The organism is Thermoanaerobacter sp. CM-CNRG TB177 (assembly GCF_018588165.1).
In the GTDB taxonomy this organism is placed as follows: domain Bacteria; phylum Bacillota; class Thermoanaerobacteria; order Thermoanaerobacterales; family Thermoanaerobacteraceae; genus Thermoanaerobacter; species Thermoanaerobacter thermocopriae.
Genome location: NZ_JAFCAC010000040.1, coordinates 23768 through 39435 on the forward strand (window position 1 = coordinate 23768; position 15668 = coordinate 39435).

Below are 15668 nucleotides of genomic sequence, written 5' to 3' on the forward strand. Positions count from 1 at the left end.
TTTGTCTGCTTAATTTTAAGAAGGTGATGATTTTGCTTTTAGCCTTTGATGTAGGGAATACTAACATTGTAATGGGGATTTATAAAGGGAAAAAGCTTCTACATTCTTTTAGAATATCCACTGATAAAAGCAAAACCTCTGATGAATACGGGATGTTGATAAATCAGTTATTTGAATACAATGGTTTCAAACTAAAAGATGTAGATGCTGTAATAATTTCTTCTGTTGTACCTCCTATTATGCACACACTTGAAGCAATGACTATAAAGTATTGTAATACCAAGCCTTTGATTGTGGGTCCAGGGATAAAAACAGGCATAAATATAAAGTACGATAACCCCAAAGAAGTAGGAGCAGATAGGATTGTAAATGCTGTTGCTGCCTATGAAATTTACGGAGGACCAGTCATAGTAATTGATTTCGGCACAGCTACTACTTTTTGTGCAATTTCTAAAAATTGCGAATATTTAGGGGGAATAATTGCTCCTGGATTGGCAATATCTGCCGATGCGCTTTTTCAAAGGACTGCTAAACTACCTAAAATTGAGCTTGTAAAACCGCCTACTGTTATTTGCAAAAATACAGTAGCTAGTATGCAGTCAGGCATTATATACGGACATGTTGGAATGGTGGATTATATTGTGGGCAGAATGAAAGAAGAATTTGCGCCAAACGCTTATGTTGTAGCAACAGGTGGTTTTGCAAGGATGATTGCAGAAGAGTCAAAAACTATAAACACAGTAAATGATATGCTCACTTTAGAAGGTTTAAGAATACTCTATGAGAGGAATGTTGACTGATTCCTCTCATTTTATTTTTCTGATTTTTGCAATGATATAAAGAACTATAGGGAAAAATAATTCAAACCAAAAGGCTTCAAAAGGGAAACATCTTTGTATGTAAGTGTACAATCCATCTAAATTTTCAGATACATTTTCTGCTAATGGGATTAACAAAGTAGCAAGGGGTAATAGAATAAAGCGATAGTCTGGAGTTTTTATTGTTTCAGCTAATCCTTTTGCAAAGAGATAAGTAAATATTACAATTTTAAGATAAATTCCCATTAACCACATTGCCATTACTAATGAATCAAACCGCTGTATGTAATCGCTAATTCTTATATTTCTCACCATTTCCAAAGCTGTAAATTGAAAGTTTGATGCAGTTTTTGCACCAAAAACTCCTATTGCTAAAACTCCCAACATCATGTTAAGAACTAATATTCCAAGGCTTATTATTCCGCCTTTTAAAGCCTTTTCTTTTTTAGAGATGTAAGGAAATATAAAAAGTATTATTACCGTTTCAAGCATGTAAGCGGTAATGAGGAATGAGCCTATTAGGGGAGGTTTTATCCCGTTTTCAAGTATTGGGAGAAAATTTGTCATTTTAACTTTTGGAAGATTCAAAATAGTAACAAATGCCACAAGGAACATTCCAAATGGAAATAAAAGTTCATTTAATCTAACAATTGCTAAAAAACCTTTTGATACAGTGTACATTACTGATATTATCAAGACTACATAAAAAATTATTGGAGGAGTATGAGGCATAAAAGCATTGATCATAATCTCTATTAATTCTCTCATTACTAAAGAGATATCGTGTAAGATAAATAACAAATAAAGCGAAGCTATTATTTTTCCTATAAATTTTCCTGTTATTTTATCTACGTAGGAAAATAGCATTTCTTTTTTAAAGGTCATTGCCAGTTTATAATAAAAAACAAAGACAATGCTAGAGGTGAAAAAAGATATCACCACAGATATCCAAGAGTCTTGTTTTGCGACTAATGCTACAAAAGAAGGCAAAAAGACGTCTGCCGTTGATAGGACGATTGTAACTAATAAAAATATCAGTTGTTTTGTAGAAATTTTCTTCTCTGAAGTCTTTTCATATTGTCCTGTTCCTTTAAACATATCCGACTCCTAAATGTGTTTTTTTTTATTATTTATCTAAAGCCAACATAATATTCTAAAAAAAACTTGAAATAATAATATCTGGAGGTGTTTAAAATGCCCCATAAGTTGCCTGATCCGCAGTATGTAAAAGAAAATTATCAATATATGACTCTTAGCAAAGAATTAGAAGAAAATATATATATATTTCAAGTGCTTTTAAAAGGGAATAATGACATAGTTTTTAGGCAAATTAGCATAGGAGATAAAAAAGCTAAAGCTTTTTTATTGTATGTAGATGGAATGGTAGATAAGTTGTTAATTACTCGAGATATTTTAGAGCCAATAATGATAGAGACAAGAAAGTTGAATAAAATCATATATACTAATGACCAACTCTTTAATTATATAAATGAATGTTTTATAACAATTTCAGAAGTAAATGTAAAAGATAAAATTGGAGATATAATAGACGACTTACTTTCTGGAGAGACAATACTTTTAATTGATGGAGTGGAAAAAGCCTTAATTATCTCTACAAAAGGATGGGAAGGGAGAAATATAGCTGAGTCTACTACAGAATCCTATGTAAGAGGTCCTAAAGAGTCTTTTGTGGAGACTTTAAGAATAAATACTTCTATGCTAAGAAGGAGAATAAAACACCCTGATTTTGTAATTGAAAACATAAAAATTGGAAAGTATTCTAAAACAGATGTATCTATTGCCTATGTAAAAAGCATTGCTGATGATACAGTGGTACAAGAAGTTAAAAAACGACTTAAAAAAGTTCAAATTGATGGGGTTATTGATAGCGGCTATTTAGAAGAATTTATAGAAGATAATCCTTTTTCTCCTTTTCCACAAATAGCTCATTCTGAAAAGCCAGACAAGGTGACTGCAGAAATTTTAGAAGGGAAAGTGGCAATATTAGTTGATGGTTCGCCTTTTGCACTTACTGTTCCTGCAGTATTTGTACAATTTTTTCAGGCTGCCGAAGATTATTATGAGAGGTATTTCTTGTCATCAGCTCTTAGAATTTTGAGAATTGCTGCAATGGTTATTGCTCTTTTATTTCCCTCTATATACATTGCAGAAACTACTTTTCATCAAGAAATGATACCGACGCAACTGGCTATTTCTATTGCTGCTCAAAGGGAAGGAGTGCCTTTTCCAGCACTTTTGGAGGCATTATTCATGGAAATAACCTTTGAAATTTTAAGGGAGGCGGGTATAAGACTTCCTATGCAAGTGGGACAAGCAGTAAGTATAGTAGGCGGTTTGGTAGTTGGGCAAGCAGCTGTTCAAGCAGGACTCGTATCTCCTGCAATGGTGATTGTAGTTGCAATGACAGGAATAGCTTCCTTTTCAATTCCTGCTTATAACGGTGCGATAACTTTTAGACTTTTGAGATTTATCATAATGATTGCAGCAGGAACTTTAGGCTTTTTTGGGATAATAATGGTGGTGATGATGATACTCGTCCACATGGCCTCATTGGAGTCTTTTGGAGTACCATACCTTTCACCTTTGACTCCAAGTAGGACACAAGAATTAAGCGATGTATTAATGAGAATACCTTGGTGGGCGAAGATATTAAGGCCCAAAACTATCCAAAGGAAAAATATTGTGAGGCAGGAGGATAAAAGAGGATAAGATGAAGAGATTTGTAATATTAATTTTGGTGGTTGCCATTTTACTTGCAGGATGTTGGGATAAAAGAGAAATAAATCAATTAGCTTTTGTACAAGGTTTAGGTATTGAAAAAGGGAAAGATGACATGATACATCTCATTGTGCAAATTTTAAAACCGGGTCTTATGGCAGCAGGAGGTGGTGGAGGTGGAGGGGGCTTGGGAGGAGGTAGTGCTATTGGTAAGCCCTATGCTGTTTTTCAAGCCAGTGGTGTAGATTTTGCAAAGGCTTTTGCTAACTTGAATAATAAATTGCCAAGGTTTCTTTTTCTGCAATATAACGAAATAATATTTTTAGATGAAAACTTTGCACGTTCGGGGATATACAAAACTTTAGATTTTATGACAAGAAATCCTGAGTTTAGGAGGACAGCTTATATATTAGTTGTAACTGGAGGAAACTTACAAGAACTCTTTGATTTGCCAAGTAGTGAGCAGCTGGAAAGATATCCTTATAGAGAAGTGTTGGGAATGATACAAAACCAACAAAATACTTCTTCTTCGTATGTATGTGATCTAAATGAGTTTATTGAGACGTTGGAAATTCCAAAAAAAGCGCCTATAGCAGGGCGACTGGAAATAGTAAAGAAAGATGGCAAAGCGACAGGACTGAAGATGGTAGGGTCTGCAGTCTTTAATAAAGACAAGTTAGTGGGATTTTTAGAGGAGCAAGATACAAAAGCTGTAATGATATTAAAGAATAAATTGAAAAGAAGTACATTGACTTTAGACAAAGGATTAAAAAGAGAAAAAGCACATATTTCTTTTGTAGTTACTAAAGCCCATACTGATATTATTCCTAAAGTGAAAAAAGGCAAAGACATTTCTTTTGATATAAAAGTTAATATAGAAACCCATATGAATGAGCAAGAGAGCAAATATGATTTGACAGAGCCTAAAAATCTTGAAAAGCTTCAACTTTTAATAAATGGAAAAATAAAACAAGAGATAGAACACGCGCTTTTTGTACTTCAAAAGAAGTATAATGCGGATGTAGTAGGATTTATCAATATTTTGCACCAAAGGAATCCTAAACTATGGAAAGAAGTTGAAAAAGACTGGGATAAAATTTATCCTGAGGTGAAATTTAATGTGACAGTGAAATCAATTGTAAGAAGGACAGGTTTAACTTCTAAACCTATATATCCGAGGTGATTTTATGATTAAAATACTTGTTCTAACATTGATTTTTGTGATTATGTCATTGGCTGAAGTACCAGGTCTTGTAAGACAAAAAAAGATTAAAGAAGTTATTGTGTTTTTTGCCTTTTTGATTGTCGGCTACATATTAAATTTGCTCTACCTTTTAAATATACAAATTACCCCTACTAATAAAATAATTCAGTCTTTATTAAAACCAATTGAAAAATTTTGGGGACAATAAATCCAGAAAAGTATTTTATCTGGATTATTTTTCTTTTTGGTATTGAAATTTTTTTAAAAAAGTATTAAAATTGTAATTAATGTGAGCACAAAATGTGCACACTGGGGGTTGTAAATAAATGAAATTCATTAAAATTGGTGATAAGACTATAAATTTAGAGAAATTGCACGGCATAATAGATAAAATGATTGAAATGAGACAAAATGGGTTTTCACAGCAAGAGGTTGCTTCACGTTTCAAAGTTGACAGAAGTTTTGTTTCTAGACTAGAAAGTTTAGGTGAGGTTAGAAAAGGAGGAAGTATTGCTGTAGTAGGTTTTCCTATAAAGAATAAAGAAGAGTTGGAGATGCTTTTTAGAGAGTGGGGAATTAATTTTACACTTCTTTTGTCTGAAAAAGAGAGATTGAACTTGGCTGAAAATATGAGTGGTGTGGAGCTTTTTAACATGGTAATGGATTTAATTGCTAAAATTCAATCTCACGACGTGATAATTTTTTTAGGTTCAGACAAAAGGAGCCAGTTGGTAGAGGCTATATTTGACAGAGATATCATAACTATAAATATTGGACATTCTCCTTTGACAGAAGATGTATATGTTGACCCACAAATAGTGAAAGAAGTCTTAAGTTCTTTGAAAGGGTGAAAATATGAAAAAGGTGGTAAGCATAAGTATAGGTTCTTCTACAAGAAATAAAACGGCAGAAGCAGAGATTTTAGGAGAAAAATTCGTTATAGAAAGAATAGGAACTGATGGGGATTTAAAAAAAGCTATTGAACTTATTAAAGAGCTAGACGGGAAAGTTGACGCTTTTGGAATGGGAGGGATAGATTTATACCTTTCAGCAGGTAAAAAAAGGTATGTAATAAAAGATGCTTTGCCTTTAAAGAAGGCCGCAAGAATTACTCCGATTGTAGACGGCTCAGGACTTAAAAATACTCTTGAAAGAAAAGTAATAAAATACATACAAGAAAAAGGTATAGTCGATTTGAAAGACAAAAAAGTGCTTATTGTAAGTGCTATGGATAGATTTGGAATGGCTCAAGCTTTTTCTGAATTGGGAGCAAAGCTTATTATAGGGGATTTGATATTTGCTTTAGGTATTCCTATTCCTCTCCACTCTTTAAGGTTTTTATATGCCCTTTCTCTAGTTATTGTTCCAATTGTGGCAAGACTTCCGTTTGAAATGATATACCCTACTGGAGAAAAACAACTCACCATAGATAGCAAAAAATACGAAAAATTTTACAAAGAAGCAGATATAATTGCTGGGGATTACTTGTTTATTAAAAAGTACATGCCTGAAAGACTAGATAGGAAGATAATTGTGACTAACACAGTTACACAGGAAGATGTGGAAATGATGAGAGAGAGGGGGGTGGAACTATTAATTACTACTACCCCCAACATAAATGGTAGGTCTTTTGGAACAAATGTGATGGAAGGAGTTCTTGTGGCAATAGCTGGTAAAAAACAAGAAGAAATGACACCACAAGATTACGACCAACTTTTGGATAAAATAGGTTTTGAACCAAGAATAGAATATTTACAAAAATAGGGAGGTAATAAATATGCATAAATTTGGTTTTATAATACATCCTATAGAGTACGAAGATGTAAGCCGCAAGTTTAAAATAATGGAGAAATTTCCTAGAAGAGTTGTGGAAGGTTTTACAAGACTTCTTCCACCTATGAAAGTTTCCGAAATAACAGGGGTTAAAAGCAAATATGCTGAGACAGAAGGTTGGTTTGTAGCGGTTCCTTTGACCTCTGAACAAATGTTAAAATTGCCTGAGACTTATGTTTTAAATAAAATAATAAAAGCGGTAAAAATTGCAGAAGATTTAGGAGCTGAAATTGTAGGCTTGGGGGCTATGACCTCTGTTGTAGGAGATGCAGGGATAACAATTGCTAAAAATTCAAACATTGCTGTAACTACCGGCAACAGTTATACAGTCGCTACAGCAATAGAAGGAGCGGTAAAAGCAGCAGAGATGATGGGTAAAGATGTAAGAGATTCTCATGTCGTTGTAATAGGAGCGACAGGCTCAATAGGCAAAGTCTGTGCAGAGATTTTATCTAAAGATGCAAAGTACATGACACTTGTAGCACGAAATAAAGAAAAATTGCAAAATTTTAGAGACTATCTATTAACAAAAACGGGCATGTCTGCTCATATCACTTCAGATGTTAAAGAAGCCTTAGAAGACGCAGATATAATAATTACTGTTACAAGTGCAGTAGATACGGTGATAAAGCCTGAATATCTAAAACCTGGGGCTGTTGTTTGCGATGTTGCAAGGCCTAGAGATGTGTCAAAGGAGGTTGCGGATAAAAGAGATGATGTTTTAGTTATAGAAGGGGGAGTAGTAGAGGTGCCTGGTGATGTAGACTTCCACTTTAACTTTGGTTTTCCACCTAAAACAAGTTATGCATGTATGGCAGAGACGATGATTCTTGCTATGGAAGGACGAATTGAGAATTATTCTTTGGGACGTGATTTAACTGTAGAACAAGTGGATGAGATATCAAAACTTGCTAAAAAGCATGGGTTTAAATTAGCGGGATTTAGAAGTTTTGAGCGAGAGGTTACAATGGAAAAGATAGAATCTGTGAGAAAAAACGCTAAAAAGAGATTACAAGAATGGAATTTTGCATAATTTAGACTTGACTTTATTTGTTAACTGATTTATAATAATCCTCATGGAAAATTACACAAGCACTGCTTTGCAGTGCTTGTGTATTAATATTAACATAAATTTTATTATTGCCACATATGAATAAAATACAATTTTCAATATTTTATAAAAAGGAGAATCGTCTATGAGCAAGCCTGTAATTTTAACTTATGAAGGACTCAAAAAGTTAGAGGAAGAATTAGAATATTTAAAGACAGTCAAAAGAGCTGAAGTAGCAGAAAAGATAAAACAAGCGAGGGCCTTTGGAGATTTAAGTGAAAACTCAGAATATGACGAAGCAAAAAATGAACAAGCGTTTATAGAAGGAAGAATAGCAACGTTAGAAGCCATGCTTAAAAATGCAAAGGTTATCGACGAAGAAGACATAAAGCTTGACCAGGTTAGCATTGGATGTACCGTAAAAGTGTATGATGAATCCTATAATGAAGAAGTGGAGTATACAATTGTAGGTTCAGCAGAAGCAGATCCAATGAACAACAAAATATCTGACGAATCCCCCATAGGAAAGGCCTTATTAGGCAAAAAAGTAGGAGATGTTGTCTCTGTTGAAGTTCCTGCCGGAATCATCAACTTAAAAATATTAGAAATACGCAAATAAAGGGTGATGGAGGTATAATATGTCTAATTCAAATGAAAACATTTGGAACAACACTGAAGAGCTCAATGAACTTTTGCGAATAAGAAGAGAAAAATTAAATATTCTAAAAAGTATGGGAATAGAACCTTATGGTATCGATAAATATGAAAGGACAAATGTATCTTCTGATATTAAAAACGATTATGAGAATTTTGAAGGCAAAGTAGTAACTCTTGCAGGGCGAATTATGTCTAAAAGGACCCATGGCAAGGCTTCTTTTGCAGACATTCAAGACAGAGAGGGAAGAATCCAGATTTATGTCAAGTATGATACAGTGGGAGAAAAGAATTATGAAATTTTTAAAATCTTAGACATTGGAGATATAATAGGTTTTACAGGCGAGGTATTTAAATCTAAAACTGGAGAAATAACTATTCGTGTGACAGATTTTAAACTTTTGTCTAAATCTCTTCAAATACTTCCAGAGAAATGGCACGGTTTAAAAGACCCTGATTTGCGTTATAGACAGAGATATACGGATTTAATAATAAATCCCGAAGTAAAAGAGGTATTTTTAAAGAGGACAAAAATAATAAAGGCGATAAGAGAGTTTCTTGACGATAGAGGATTTTTAGAGGTGGAGACTCCTATTCTTCATACTATTGCGGGTGGGGCTGCAGCACGACCTTTTATTACTCATCACAATGCTTTAGATATTGATATGTACTTGCGAATTGCTTTAGAGCTTCACTTAAAGAGGCTTATTGTGGGTGGCCTTGAAAAAGTATATGAGATGGGCAGAGTTTTTAGAAATGAAGGAATGGATATAAGGCACAATCCGGAATTTACTCTTTTAGAGCTTTATGAAGCCTATACGGATTATTACGGTATGATGGAACTGACAGAACAATTATTTGCCTATGTGGCCCAAAAGGTTAACGGTACTACGAAAATAGTTTATCAAGGAACAGAAATAGATTTGACACCTCCTTGGAAAAGAATTACTATGGTGGATGCCATAAAAGAATATGTCGGGGTAGACTTTAATGAAGTGAAGACAGATGAAGAGGCAATAGAGATAGCGAAGAAATTAAACCTTGAGACAAAAGAAGGAATGAAAAAGGGAGAAGTAATAGCACTTGTCTTTGATGAGCTAATAGAACAGCATTTGATACAGCCAACTTTTGTCATGGATTATCCTGTAGAGATTTCTCCTTTAGCTAAGAGAAAACACGACAATCCAGAGTTTACTTCTCGATTTGAAGCTTTTATTTACGGAAGAGAAGTGGCTAATGCTTTTTCTGAATTAAATGACCCTATAGACCAAAAAGAGAGATTTTTAGAACAATTAAAGCAGAGGGAAGCCGGTGACGAAGAAGCCCATATGATGGATGAGGACTTTATAAATGCTCTTGAGGTTGGTATGCCACCGACTGGAGGATTGGGAATAGGTGTGGATAGACTTGTGATGTTTATGACAGATGCTTATTCTATAAGAGATGTAATATTATTCCCTACAATGAAGCCTAAAAATGACTAAAAAAGCAGTCGAAAGACTGCTTTTTAACTTTTTTGTAAGGACTGGCTTTTTGGAGATAAAAATAATATAATATAGTTGTCAATTTTCTAGACAAAGGGGTATCGTATATGATAGATAAAGAAAAAATTAAAAAAGCGGTAAGAGACATACTTGAAGCCATAGGTGAAAACCCGGATAGGGAGGGGCTCCTTGAGACTCCTGATAGGGTTGCAAGGATGTATGAGGAAATTTTTGCTGGGCTTCATACGAATGTAAAAGACGTTATAAAGATTTTTCAAGAGGATGAACATCAAGAAATAATACTTGTAAAAGATATTCCCCTTTATTCTATGTGCGAACACCATCTCTTGCCTTTTATAGGAGTTGCCCATGTAGCGTATTTGCCTAGAAAGGGTAGAATTTTAGGCCTTTCCAAATTAGCTCGAATAGTAGATATTTTGGCAAAAAGGCCACAGCTTCAAGAGAGGTTGACAAGTGAAATTGCAGATACCATAATGGAGGCTGTGAATCCTTTAGGTGTTGCTGTTGTCATTGAGGCGGAGCATCTGTGCATGACAATGAGAGGTGTCAAAAAACCAGGGTCCAAGACTGTTACTTCTGCTTTGAGAGGAATATTCAGAACAGATCAAAAGTCTCGAGCAGAAGTCATGTCTTTAATCAATTCTAAAAAATAAGGGAGGTAAACTATGCTATTTAGGTGTAGGGATAAAAGCTTGGAGATTGGAAAAAGAACTTACATAATGGGAATATTAAATATGACTCCTGATTCTTTTTCAGATGGGGGAAAATATAATACTTTCGAAAAAGGCTTAGAAAGAGCTCTTCAAATGATAGAAGAAGGAGCTGACATAATAGATGTAGGTGGAGAGTCTACAAGGCCGGGATATACTCCAGTGGATGAAGAAGAAGAAATGAGAAGAGTTATACCTATCATTGAAAAGCTTTCAAAAATTTCAAATGTTATTATATCTGTGGATACTATGAAATCGAATGTGGCGCTTCGAGCTTTAGAAGCAGGTGCTCACATAGTAAATGATGTATGGGGACTTCAAAGGGACCCCCAAATGGCGGAAGTAGTTGCAAAATACCATGCAGGCGTAATAATGATGCATAACAGCAATGTAGCAGAATATGAAGATGTTGTTAAGGATATAGTAAAATTTTTACAAAAAAGCATAGAAATAGGAGAAAAAGCAGGAATTGATAAATCTCAAATGGTAGTAGACCCAGGGATAGGTTTTGGAAAAACTTTAGATCATAATCTTGAGGTCATGAATCGATTGGAAGAATTAAAAGTTTTAGGACTTCCTGTACTTTTAGGCACTTCAAGAAAATCAATGATTGGAAAAGTTTTAAACTTAGATGTAGAGGATAGATTGGAAGGGACTGCTGCAACAGTTGCTGTTGGGATTGTAAAAGGGGTTGATATTGTACGTGTTCACGATGTAAAGCAGATGGTAAGAGTTGCTAAAATGACTGATGCGATGGTGAGAAGATGAGTAAAGTATATTTATCTTTAGGTTCTAATTTAGGAGATAGGGAAGAAAATTTAAAAAGAGCCGTTTTTGAGTTAGAACACTGGGAAGGCATAATTTTAAAGAAGCTTTCTCCTATTTATGAAACAAAACCTGTAGGATATTTAAACCAGGATATGTTTTTAAATATTGCAGTTAAAGTCGAGACAAACATTAAGCCTTATAACTTACTAAAAGTTGTAAATGAAATTGAAAAAAAGTTAAAAAGAGAAAGACTCATAAGGTGGGGTCCAAGGACTATTGATATTGACATACTGTTGTACGATGATATTGAATTGAAGGATGAAGTGCTGACTATTCCTCATCCGAGAATGTGGGAGAGAGCTTTTGTCTTGATTCCTCTTTCAGATATAAACCCTTTTATAAAAAGAGGGGATGTGTATATCAAGGATTTAATTGAGAAGTGTCCTGATAAAGAAGGAGTTAAGCTTTATAAAGAGAATTGGTACAATGGGGTGTAAAAAATGAAAGTGACAAAAATTTTTACTTTTGACAGTGCCCACAATCTTGTAAATTACAATGGGAAGTGTGAGGAGCTTCACGGCCATACCTATAAGCTGGAAGTTACAGTTGAGGGGAAGCCTGACGGAGAAGGAATGGTAATAGATTTTGTGAAGCTTAAAGAAATAGTAAATGAGAAAGTTGTAAAAAAGCTTGACCATAAGTATTTAAATGAAGTTTTAGGATTTAACACTACTTGTGAAAATATTCTTTTGTGGATATGGAAAGAATTGGAGCCTCTGTTTAAAGGAGATAACTATCATCTTTATAAATTGAGATTATGGGAAACCCCTACAAGTTTTGCAGAAATTACTGAAAAAGATTTAGTATGAGGTTTTTAAAATGGTGATTACAAATCCAATTGTTTACGGGAAATTCATAAAGAGAATCAATAGATTTGAAGCTTATGTAGAGTTAAATAGCGGGGAAAAGACTTTAGTACATGTGCCTAATACGGGAAGGTGTAAAGAGATATTTGTTCCGGGAGCAGAGGTTATCCTTGAAGTAAGAGATAGGCAAGGCAGAAAAACGCCCTACGAGTTGGCTTTTGCTTATAAGGGGAAAAGACTTATATCTATCGATTCACAAGTGCCTAATAAAGTAGTTTTAGAAAGCATAAAAATGGGACTTATCGATGAATTTAAAGGTTATGACATTGTAGAAAAAGAGAAAACTTTTGGGAACAGTAAATTTGATATAAAACTTACAAAAGGAAAAGAGATATGTTATGTTGAAGTCAAAGGAGTAACTTTGGAAGTAGAAGGTATTGCAAAATTTCCTGATGCCCCCACAGAAAGAGGTAGAAAGCATTTAAAGGAGCTCATAAAAGTCAAAGAAGAAGGAATGAGGGCGGCAGTTGTTTTTTTAATTCAAATGGATGACATCAAATACTTTACTCCAAATGACGAACAGGACCCTCAATTTGGACAATTTTTAAGAGAAGCTGTTATGAAAGGCGTAGAAGTTTATGCCTATACTTGCGATGTGGGAGAAAATTTTATCAATCTAAAAAACAGGGTACAGGTAGTGCTGTAACCCTGTTTTTTACCTGCTTTTAATAAAATCTTATTAAGCCATTAAACACGGCCTGAGCTACTTTTTCTATGTAATCTACATCCCTCAAATGAGCATCGTCTATCCCCACATCTTCCATTGCTGGCACAATACCCACAGGAATGATACTTTCTTTTGTACTCAAATCTTTTTTGAAAAATTCCCAAGCTTGGAAGTTACAATTTTTCTTCCATTGCTTTGTTTATATGTTTAGCAAGCTTTAGAGAAGTTTCTTTTTGTTCCTCGCAGTATACCTTAAATCCACTTTCTTTTTTAGAAGACACTTCAGTGTAAAGGCTGATTAGAATTTTACAATCCAAATCTTTTAAATTTTTCTCTTGAGGGTCTTTTTCCCAGGTTATTTTGCTTTCTGCTCCGCAATTACTCAGCAGAAAATTTAACTTTTTTGCCCATCATTGGAATGTGCATTAAGAGTCCTGTAGGGTTTTTAGTTTTTTTACTAAAACCAGGATTTATTGTTATTTTTCTTCCTTTTAATACTTCTATGTCTACTTCTTATCTACTCCTTTTGAAGCGCCAACGCAGTCAGCTTTATGTAAATCATTTGCATCAATTATTACAGCATCCACTCCTGTTTTTTCTTTTATCATGTCGCAAACTTTGTACGGGTCTTTGGGGCCTAAAACTACATACGTAGAAAAGCTTTTTTTGGACAACCCTTCAGGTAACTCAGAACAACAAACGCCTATTGTGGTTATAAAAAATTACAAAAGCTATACTTTCAGTGGTGTCTGACAGCAGGGAATAAAATATAAAAGGGTAAGAGTTACTCAAAATTTTTCAAGAAAATAGAAATATACTTCAAAAAATTTTCAAAGTCACGCAGATTATTTTGTATGATGTTATATACTTCCAGATTACTTATATCGTCGTAAAAATGAACAATTCTATTGCGAAATTTTGCCATAAGTTTATATGTATTGGCCGAGTCATAAGGTAATATATTGTGTTTAGTGAGAATTCCGAATGTATCAGCATATGTTTTTGGGGGTTCATAATTTAGTCTTGATATAATGTGATTACCAATGTCGATCATTGCTTCTATTGCAATTTGTAAATTGTATTTTGCAGAGTCATAATATTTAAAATCTGATGAAAATTCATTATCTGTAAGTTTGGCAAGTTCGCTTAAATTTGTTAAAGCTTTTTTGATGACATTTATTTTTTTTATTATCTTATCTTTATCGATAGTCATTTTTTAACCAGTCCTTCCAAATAATCATCATAAAAGAATTTGAGGGTAATGCCATAATCTCCATAGTATTTAAAAACTTTTTCTTTAAAATCTGATAATTTTACATAATTACTGCAATATAATAATTCTCCAGTATAAATGACGTGGTGTTGAAGGTTTAAAGGAGCTTTATTTAAGTTTATTACATCAATGTCATCTCTTTTGAATATTTCACTTATTTTAACTTCTAATGTAAGTTCTTCCTCCAATAGGACATTTTTGTTGTATAAAACTGCAAAATCAATATCACTGTTTTGGTTTTGATATTCTGTGCCATAAGATCCAAAAAGGTAGAAAGCAATTATATTGGGGTTATCAGACAAATATGATTTCAATTTTTCTAATTCTTTACTAATACTACTCAAATCTCTCATTGTTATTAACCCTCACCTTATTAATAAATATTTTTAATCTTTATTTATTATATCACACTAAGATGAACCAAACAGAGCTAGTAGTCAGCATAGGACATACAACCTTGCCTGTTCCTATTATACATGAGAAAATCATCACTGAACGTTTTTTGCTAAGATTTGCTATTATGTGGTCAGCTCTATATTATAAATTTTCCTGCAACTTTCTATCACCATTTTCTTTAATTTTTCATGACCACATATTTCTAAAAGATATAAAGCCTTTAAAAGAGAGTCCATGTAATTTTCTCTATTAAGCTTAAATTCGGCAATTCCTTTTCTAAAGTATAAAAGTGCCAAGCCATTTAAAGTCTTGTTTTCTGCACAAGTTTTAATACCTTCTTCTGCGTAGTAAAGCGCCTTATCATATATGGAAGCCAGGTGATACGTATAGGAGAGATTGTAATATACCCTAACCCTTTCTTCTACATTTTCTGTCTCCAGTGCTTCTAAGCAAAAAAGAAGCATTTCTATCCTTTTCTCATAGGATTCTTTTTCTCTTACTATAAGAGCTATATTCATCAAGATTCTAACTTCCATACTGCTGTACACAAAGCGGGTATAGTTAGAAAGAGAAAAATCTGGTATAGTGACTTTCATGGCTTTAATCAATTTTTCTAAAGCCTTTTCATAATCATTATTGACAGTTTTTTCAATAACAGACTCCACTAACAAGAGAAGTTGCTTCAATAATCGAATGTAATAAAGGCTCATTTTCCCTTCATCAATTATTTTTTTAAGCTCTTTGAGGTCTTTTTTCAAATCTTCAAATTCTCCACCTTCAAGCTTATCTTCAATAGAAGTTTTTATTTTATAAAAAGAAGAATAATCTTTAAGTCTGTACTTAAGCAACAGCTCATTTAAGTCTCTTTTAAAGATGACAGACATCAAATCAAGAGTTTCCTGTTTAGGCATAACCTTTCCACTTTCAATTCTCCTTAGAGTATCTATGCTTACAAGAGTTTGATCTGCTACATCTTTCTGAGTGAGCCTTAAAGATTTACGAATTTCTCTTAATTCATTTCCAAAAGCCTCTAAATCATAATAGAATCCATCCATTTTTTTACACACCATCCAGAATCAATTCGGGTTGAAATTGTTTAACTTACCATATATTATATAGGTAAG

20 protein-coding genes are annotated in these 15668 nt (G+C 33.6%); 14 read left to right on the plus strand and 6 right to left on the minus strand.

Annotation, left to right across the window (positions count from 1 at the left end; translation table 11 throughout):
- The first annotated feature begins 32 nt into the window (after nucleotides 1-32).
- Nucleotides 33-800, plus strand: coding sequence for a type III pantothenate kinase (locus I4N53_RS02425; RefSeq protein WP_214495495.1), 768 nt, complete (start codon nucleotides 33-35; stop codon nucleotides 798-800).
- A 6-nt stretch (nucleotides 801-806) separates the two neighbouring features.
- On the opposite strand, the gene I4N53_RS02430 is transcribed toward I4N53_RS02425, so the two are convergent.
- Nucleotides 807-1916, minus strand: a complete 1110-nt coding sequence (locus I4N53_RS02430; protein WP_214495496.1) for an endospore germination permease — start codon at nucleotides 1914-1916, stop codon at nucleotides 807-809.
- A 96-nt stretch (nucleotides 1917-2012) separates the two neighbouring features.
- On the opposite strand from I4N53_RS02430, the gene I4N53_RS02435 reads away from it, so the two are divergent.
- The 13 genes from I4N53_RS02435 (at nucleotide 2013) to sfsA (ending at nucleotide 12854) form a co-directional block, all read left to right on the plus strand.
- Entirely contained in the window at nucleotides 2013-3548 is a 1536-nt protein-coding gene (locus tag I4N53_RS02435) for a spore germination protein (protein ID WP_214495497.1), read from the plus strand.
- Nucleotide 3549: 1 nt separating this feature from the next.
- Nucleotides 3550-4740 carry a Ger(x)C family spore germination protein gene (locus I4N53_RS02440; RefSeq protein WP_214495498.1) on the plus strand — a complete coding sequence of 397 codons (1191 nt, stop codon included), beginning with the start codon at nucleotides 3550-3552 and terminating at the stop codon, nucleotides 4738-4740.
- A gap of 4 nt (nucleotides 4741-4744) precedes the next feature.
- The gene (locus I4N53_RS02445; RefSeq protein WP_028992073.1) at nucleotides 4745-4969 is read left to right on the plus strand and encodes a hypothetical protein; all 225 of its coding nucleotides are present in this window, start codon (nucleotides 4745-4747) and stop codon (nucleotides 4967-4969) included.
- A 118-nt stretch (nucleotides 4970-5087) separates the two neighbouring features.
- On the plus strand, nucleotides 5088-5612 hold the full coding sequence (locus I4N53_RS02450) for a hypothetical protein (RefSeq protein ID WP_013150855.1): 525 nt from the start codon (nucleotides 5088-5090) through the stop codon (nucleotides 5610-5612).
- A gap of 4 nt (nucleotides 5613-5616) precedes the next feature.
- A complete protein-coding gene (locus I4N53_RS02455; protein WP_028992072.1) occupies nucleotides 5617-6525 on the plus strand; it encodes a hypothetical protein in 909 nt (302 codons plus the stop codon).
- Between the two features lie 13 nt (nucleotides 6526-6538).
- Nucleotides 6539-7627 (plus strand): NAD(P)H-binding protein, encoded by a 1089-nt coding sequence (locus I4N53_RS02460; RefSeq protein ID WP_028992071.1) that lies wholly within the window; start codon nucleotides 6539-6541, stop codon nucleotides 7625-7627.
- Nucleotides 7628-7790: 163 nt separating this feature from the next.
- On the plus strand, nucleotides 7791-8264 hold the full coding sequence (gene greA / locus I4N53_RS02465) for a transcription elongation factor GreA (RefSeq protein WP_012995973.1): 474 nt from the start codon (nucleotides 7791-7793) through the stop codon (nucleotides 8262-8264).
- Between the two features lie 19 nt (nucleotides 8265-8283).
- Nucleotides 8284-9783, plus strand: coding sequence for a lysine--tRNA ligase (gene lysS / locus I4N53_RS02470; RefSeq protein ID WP_028992070.1), 1500 nt, complete (start codon nucleotides 8284-8286; stop codon nucleotides 9781-9783).
- 107 nt (nucleotides 9784-9890) lie between these two features.
- On the plus strand, nucleotides 9891-10457 hold the full coding sequence (gene folE, locus I4N53_RS02475; protein ID WP_012995971.1) for a GTP cyclohydrolase I FolE: 567 nt from the start codon (nucleotides 9891-9893) through the stop codon (nucleotides 10455-10457).
- A 12-nt stretch (nucleotides 10458-10469) separates the two neighbouring features.
- Nucleotides 10470-11282 carry a dihydropteroate synthase gene (gene folP / locus I4N53_RS02480; RefSeq protein WP_028992069.1) on the plus strand — a complete coding sequence of 271 codons (813 nt, stop codon included), beginning with the start codon at nucleotides 10470-10472 and terminating at the stop codon, nucleotides 11280-11282.
- Nucleotides 11279-11779, plus strand: a complete 501-nt coding sequence (gene folK / locus I4N53_RS02485) for a 2-amino-4-hydroxy-6-hydroxymethyldihydropteridine diphosphokinase (RefSeq protein ID WP_012995969.1) — start codon at nucleotides 11279-11281, stop codon at nucleotides 11777-11779. Before folP ends, folK begins: the two co-directional genes overlap by 4 nt.
- A gap of 3 nt (nucleotides 11780-11782) precedes the next feature.
- Nucleotides 11783-12151 carry a 6-carboxytetrahydropterin synthase QueD gene (gene queD, locus I4N53_RS02490; protein ID WP_028992068.1) on the plus strand — a complete coding sequence of 123 codons (369 nt, stop codon included), beginning with the start codon at nucleotides 11783-11785 and terminating at the stop codon, nucleotides 12149-12151.
- A 10-nt stretch (nucleotides 12152-12161) separates the two neighbouring features.
- A complete protein-coding gene (sfsA, locus tag I4N53_RS02495; protein WP_214495499.1) occupies nucleotides 12162-12854 on the plus strand; it encodes a DNA/RNA nuclease SfsA in 693 nt (230 codons plus the stop codon).
- Between the two features lie 19 nt (nucleotides 12855-12873).
- On the opposite strand, the gene I4N53_RS12280 is transcribed toward sfsA, so the two are convergent.
- The 5 genes from I4N53_RS12280 to I4N53_RS02520 form a co-directional block, all read right to left on the minus strand.
- Complete coding sequence (locus tag I4N53_RS12280; protein WP_232192564.1) at nucleotides 12874-13017, minus strand: hypothetical protein; 144 nt, start codon at nucleotides 13015-13017, stop codon at nucleotides 12874-12876.
- A 364-nt stretch (nucleotides 13018-13381) separates the two neighbouring features.
- On the minus strand, nucleotides 13382-13549 hold the full coding sequence (locus I4N53_RS02505; RefSeq protein WP_255549653.1) for a hypothetical protein: 168 nt from the start codon (nucleotides 13547-13549) through the stop codon (nucleotides 13382-13384).
- Nucleotides 13550-13659: 110 nt separating this feature from the next.
- Nucleotides 13660-14088: a DUF86 domain-containing protein gene (locus I4N53_RS02510; RefSeq protein WP_214495500.1), complete on the minus strand. Its 429-nt coding sequence runs from the start codon at nucleotides 14086-14088 to the stop codon at nucleotides 13660-13662.
- The gene (locus I4N53_RS02515; protein ID WP_013150848.1) at nucleotides 14085-14501 is read right to left on the minus strand and encodes a nucleotidyltransferase domain-containing protein; all 417 of its coding nucleotides are present in this window, start codon (nucleotides 14499-14501) and stop codon (nucleotides 14085-14087) included. Before I4N53_RS02515 ends, I4N53_RS02510 begins: the two co-directional genes overlap by 4 nt.
- Nucleotides 14502-14666: 165 nt before the next feature.
- Complete coding sequence (locus tag I4N53_RS02520; RefSeq protein WP_214495501.1) at nucleotides 14667-15599, minus strand: helix-turn-helix domain-containing protein; 933 nt, start codon at nucleotides 15597-15599, stop codon at nucleotides 14667-14669.
- Between the last annotated feature and the right edge of the window lie 69 nt (nucleotides 15600-15668).

Coding starts and splice junctions, on each gene's coding strand:
- I4N53_RS02445 (WP_028992073.1), top strand. CDS start 4,745: ATGATTAAAATACTTGTTCTAACATTGATTTTTGTGATTATGTCATTG.
- I4N53_RS02435 (WP_214495497.1), top strand. CDS start 2,013: ATGCCCCATAAGTTGCCTGATCCGCAGTATGTAAAAGAAAATTATCAA.
- I4N53_RS02450 (WP_013150855.1), top strand. CDS start 5,088: ATGAAATTCATTAAAATTGGTGATAAGACTATAAATTTAGAGAAATTG.
- folE (WP_012995971.1), top strand. CDS start 9,891: ATGATAGATAAAGAAAAAATTAAAAAAGCGGTAAGAGACATACTTGAA.
- I4N53_RS02430 (WP_214495496.1), bottom strand. CDS start 1,916: ATGTTTAAAGGAACAGGACAATATGAAAAGACTTCAGAGAAGAAAATT.
- I4N53_RS02515 (WP_013150848.1), bottom strand. CDS start 14,501: ATGAGAGATTTGAGTAGTATTAGTAAAGAATTAGAAAAATTGAAATCA.
- queD (WP_028992068.1), top strand. CDS start 11,783: ATGAAAGTGACAAAAATTTTTACTTTTGACAGTGCCCACAATCTTGTA.
- I4N53_RS02440 (WP_214495498.1), top strand. CDS start 3,550: ATGAAGAGATTTGTAATATTAATTTTGGTGGTTGCCATTTTACTTGCA.
- I4N53_RS02455 (WP_028992072.1), top strand. CDS start 5,617: ATGAAAAAGGTGGTAAGCATAAGTATAGGTTCTTCTACAAGAAATAAA.
- greA (WP_012995973.1), top strand. CDS start 7,791: ATGAGCAAGCCTGTAATTTTAACTTATGAAGGACTCAAAAAGTTAGAG.
- I4N53_RS02510 (WP_214495500.1), bottom strand. CDS start 14,088: ATGACTATCGATAAAGATAAGATAATAAAAAAAATAAATGTCATCAAA.
- sfsA (WP_214495499.1), top strand. CDS start 12,162: ATGGTGATTACAAATCCAATTGTTTACGGGAAATTCATAAAGAGAATC.
- folK (WP_012995969.1), top strand. CDS start 11,279: ATGAGTAAAGTATATTTATCTTTAGGTTCTAATTTAGGAGATAGGGAA.
- I4N53_RS02520 (WP_214495501.1), bottom strand. CDS start 15,599: ATGGATGGATTCTATTATGATTTAGAGGCTTTTGGAAATGAATTAAGA.
- folP (WP_028992069.1), top strand. CDS start 10,470: ATGCTATTTAGGTGTAGGGATAAAAGCTTGGAGATTGGAAAAAGAACT.
- lysS (WP_028992070.1), top strand. CDS start 8,284: ATGTCTAATTCAAATGAAAACATTTGGAACAACACTGAAGAGCTCAAT.
- I4N53_RS02460 (WP_028992071.1), top strand. CDS start 6,539: ATGCATAAATTTGGTTTTATAATACATCCTATAGAGTACGAAGATGTA.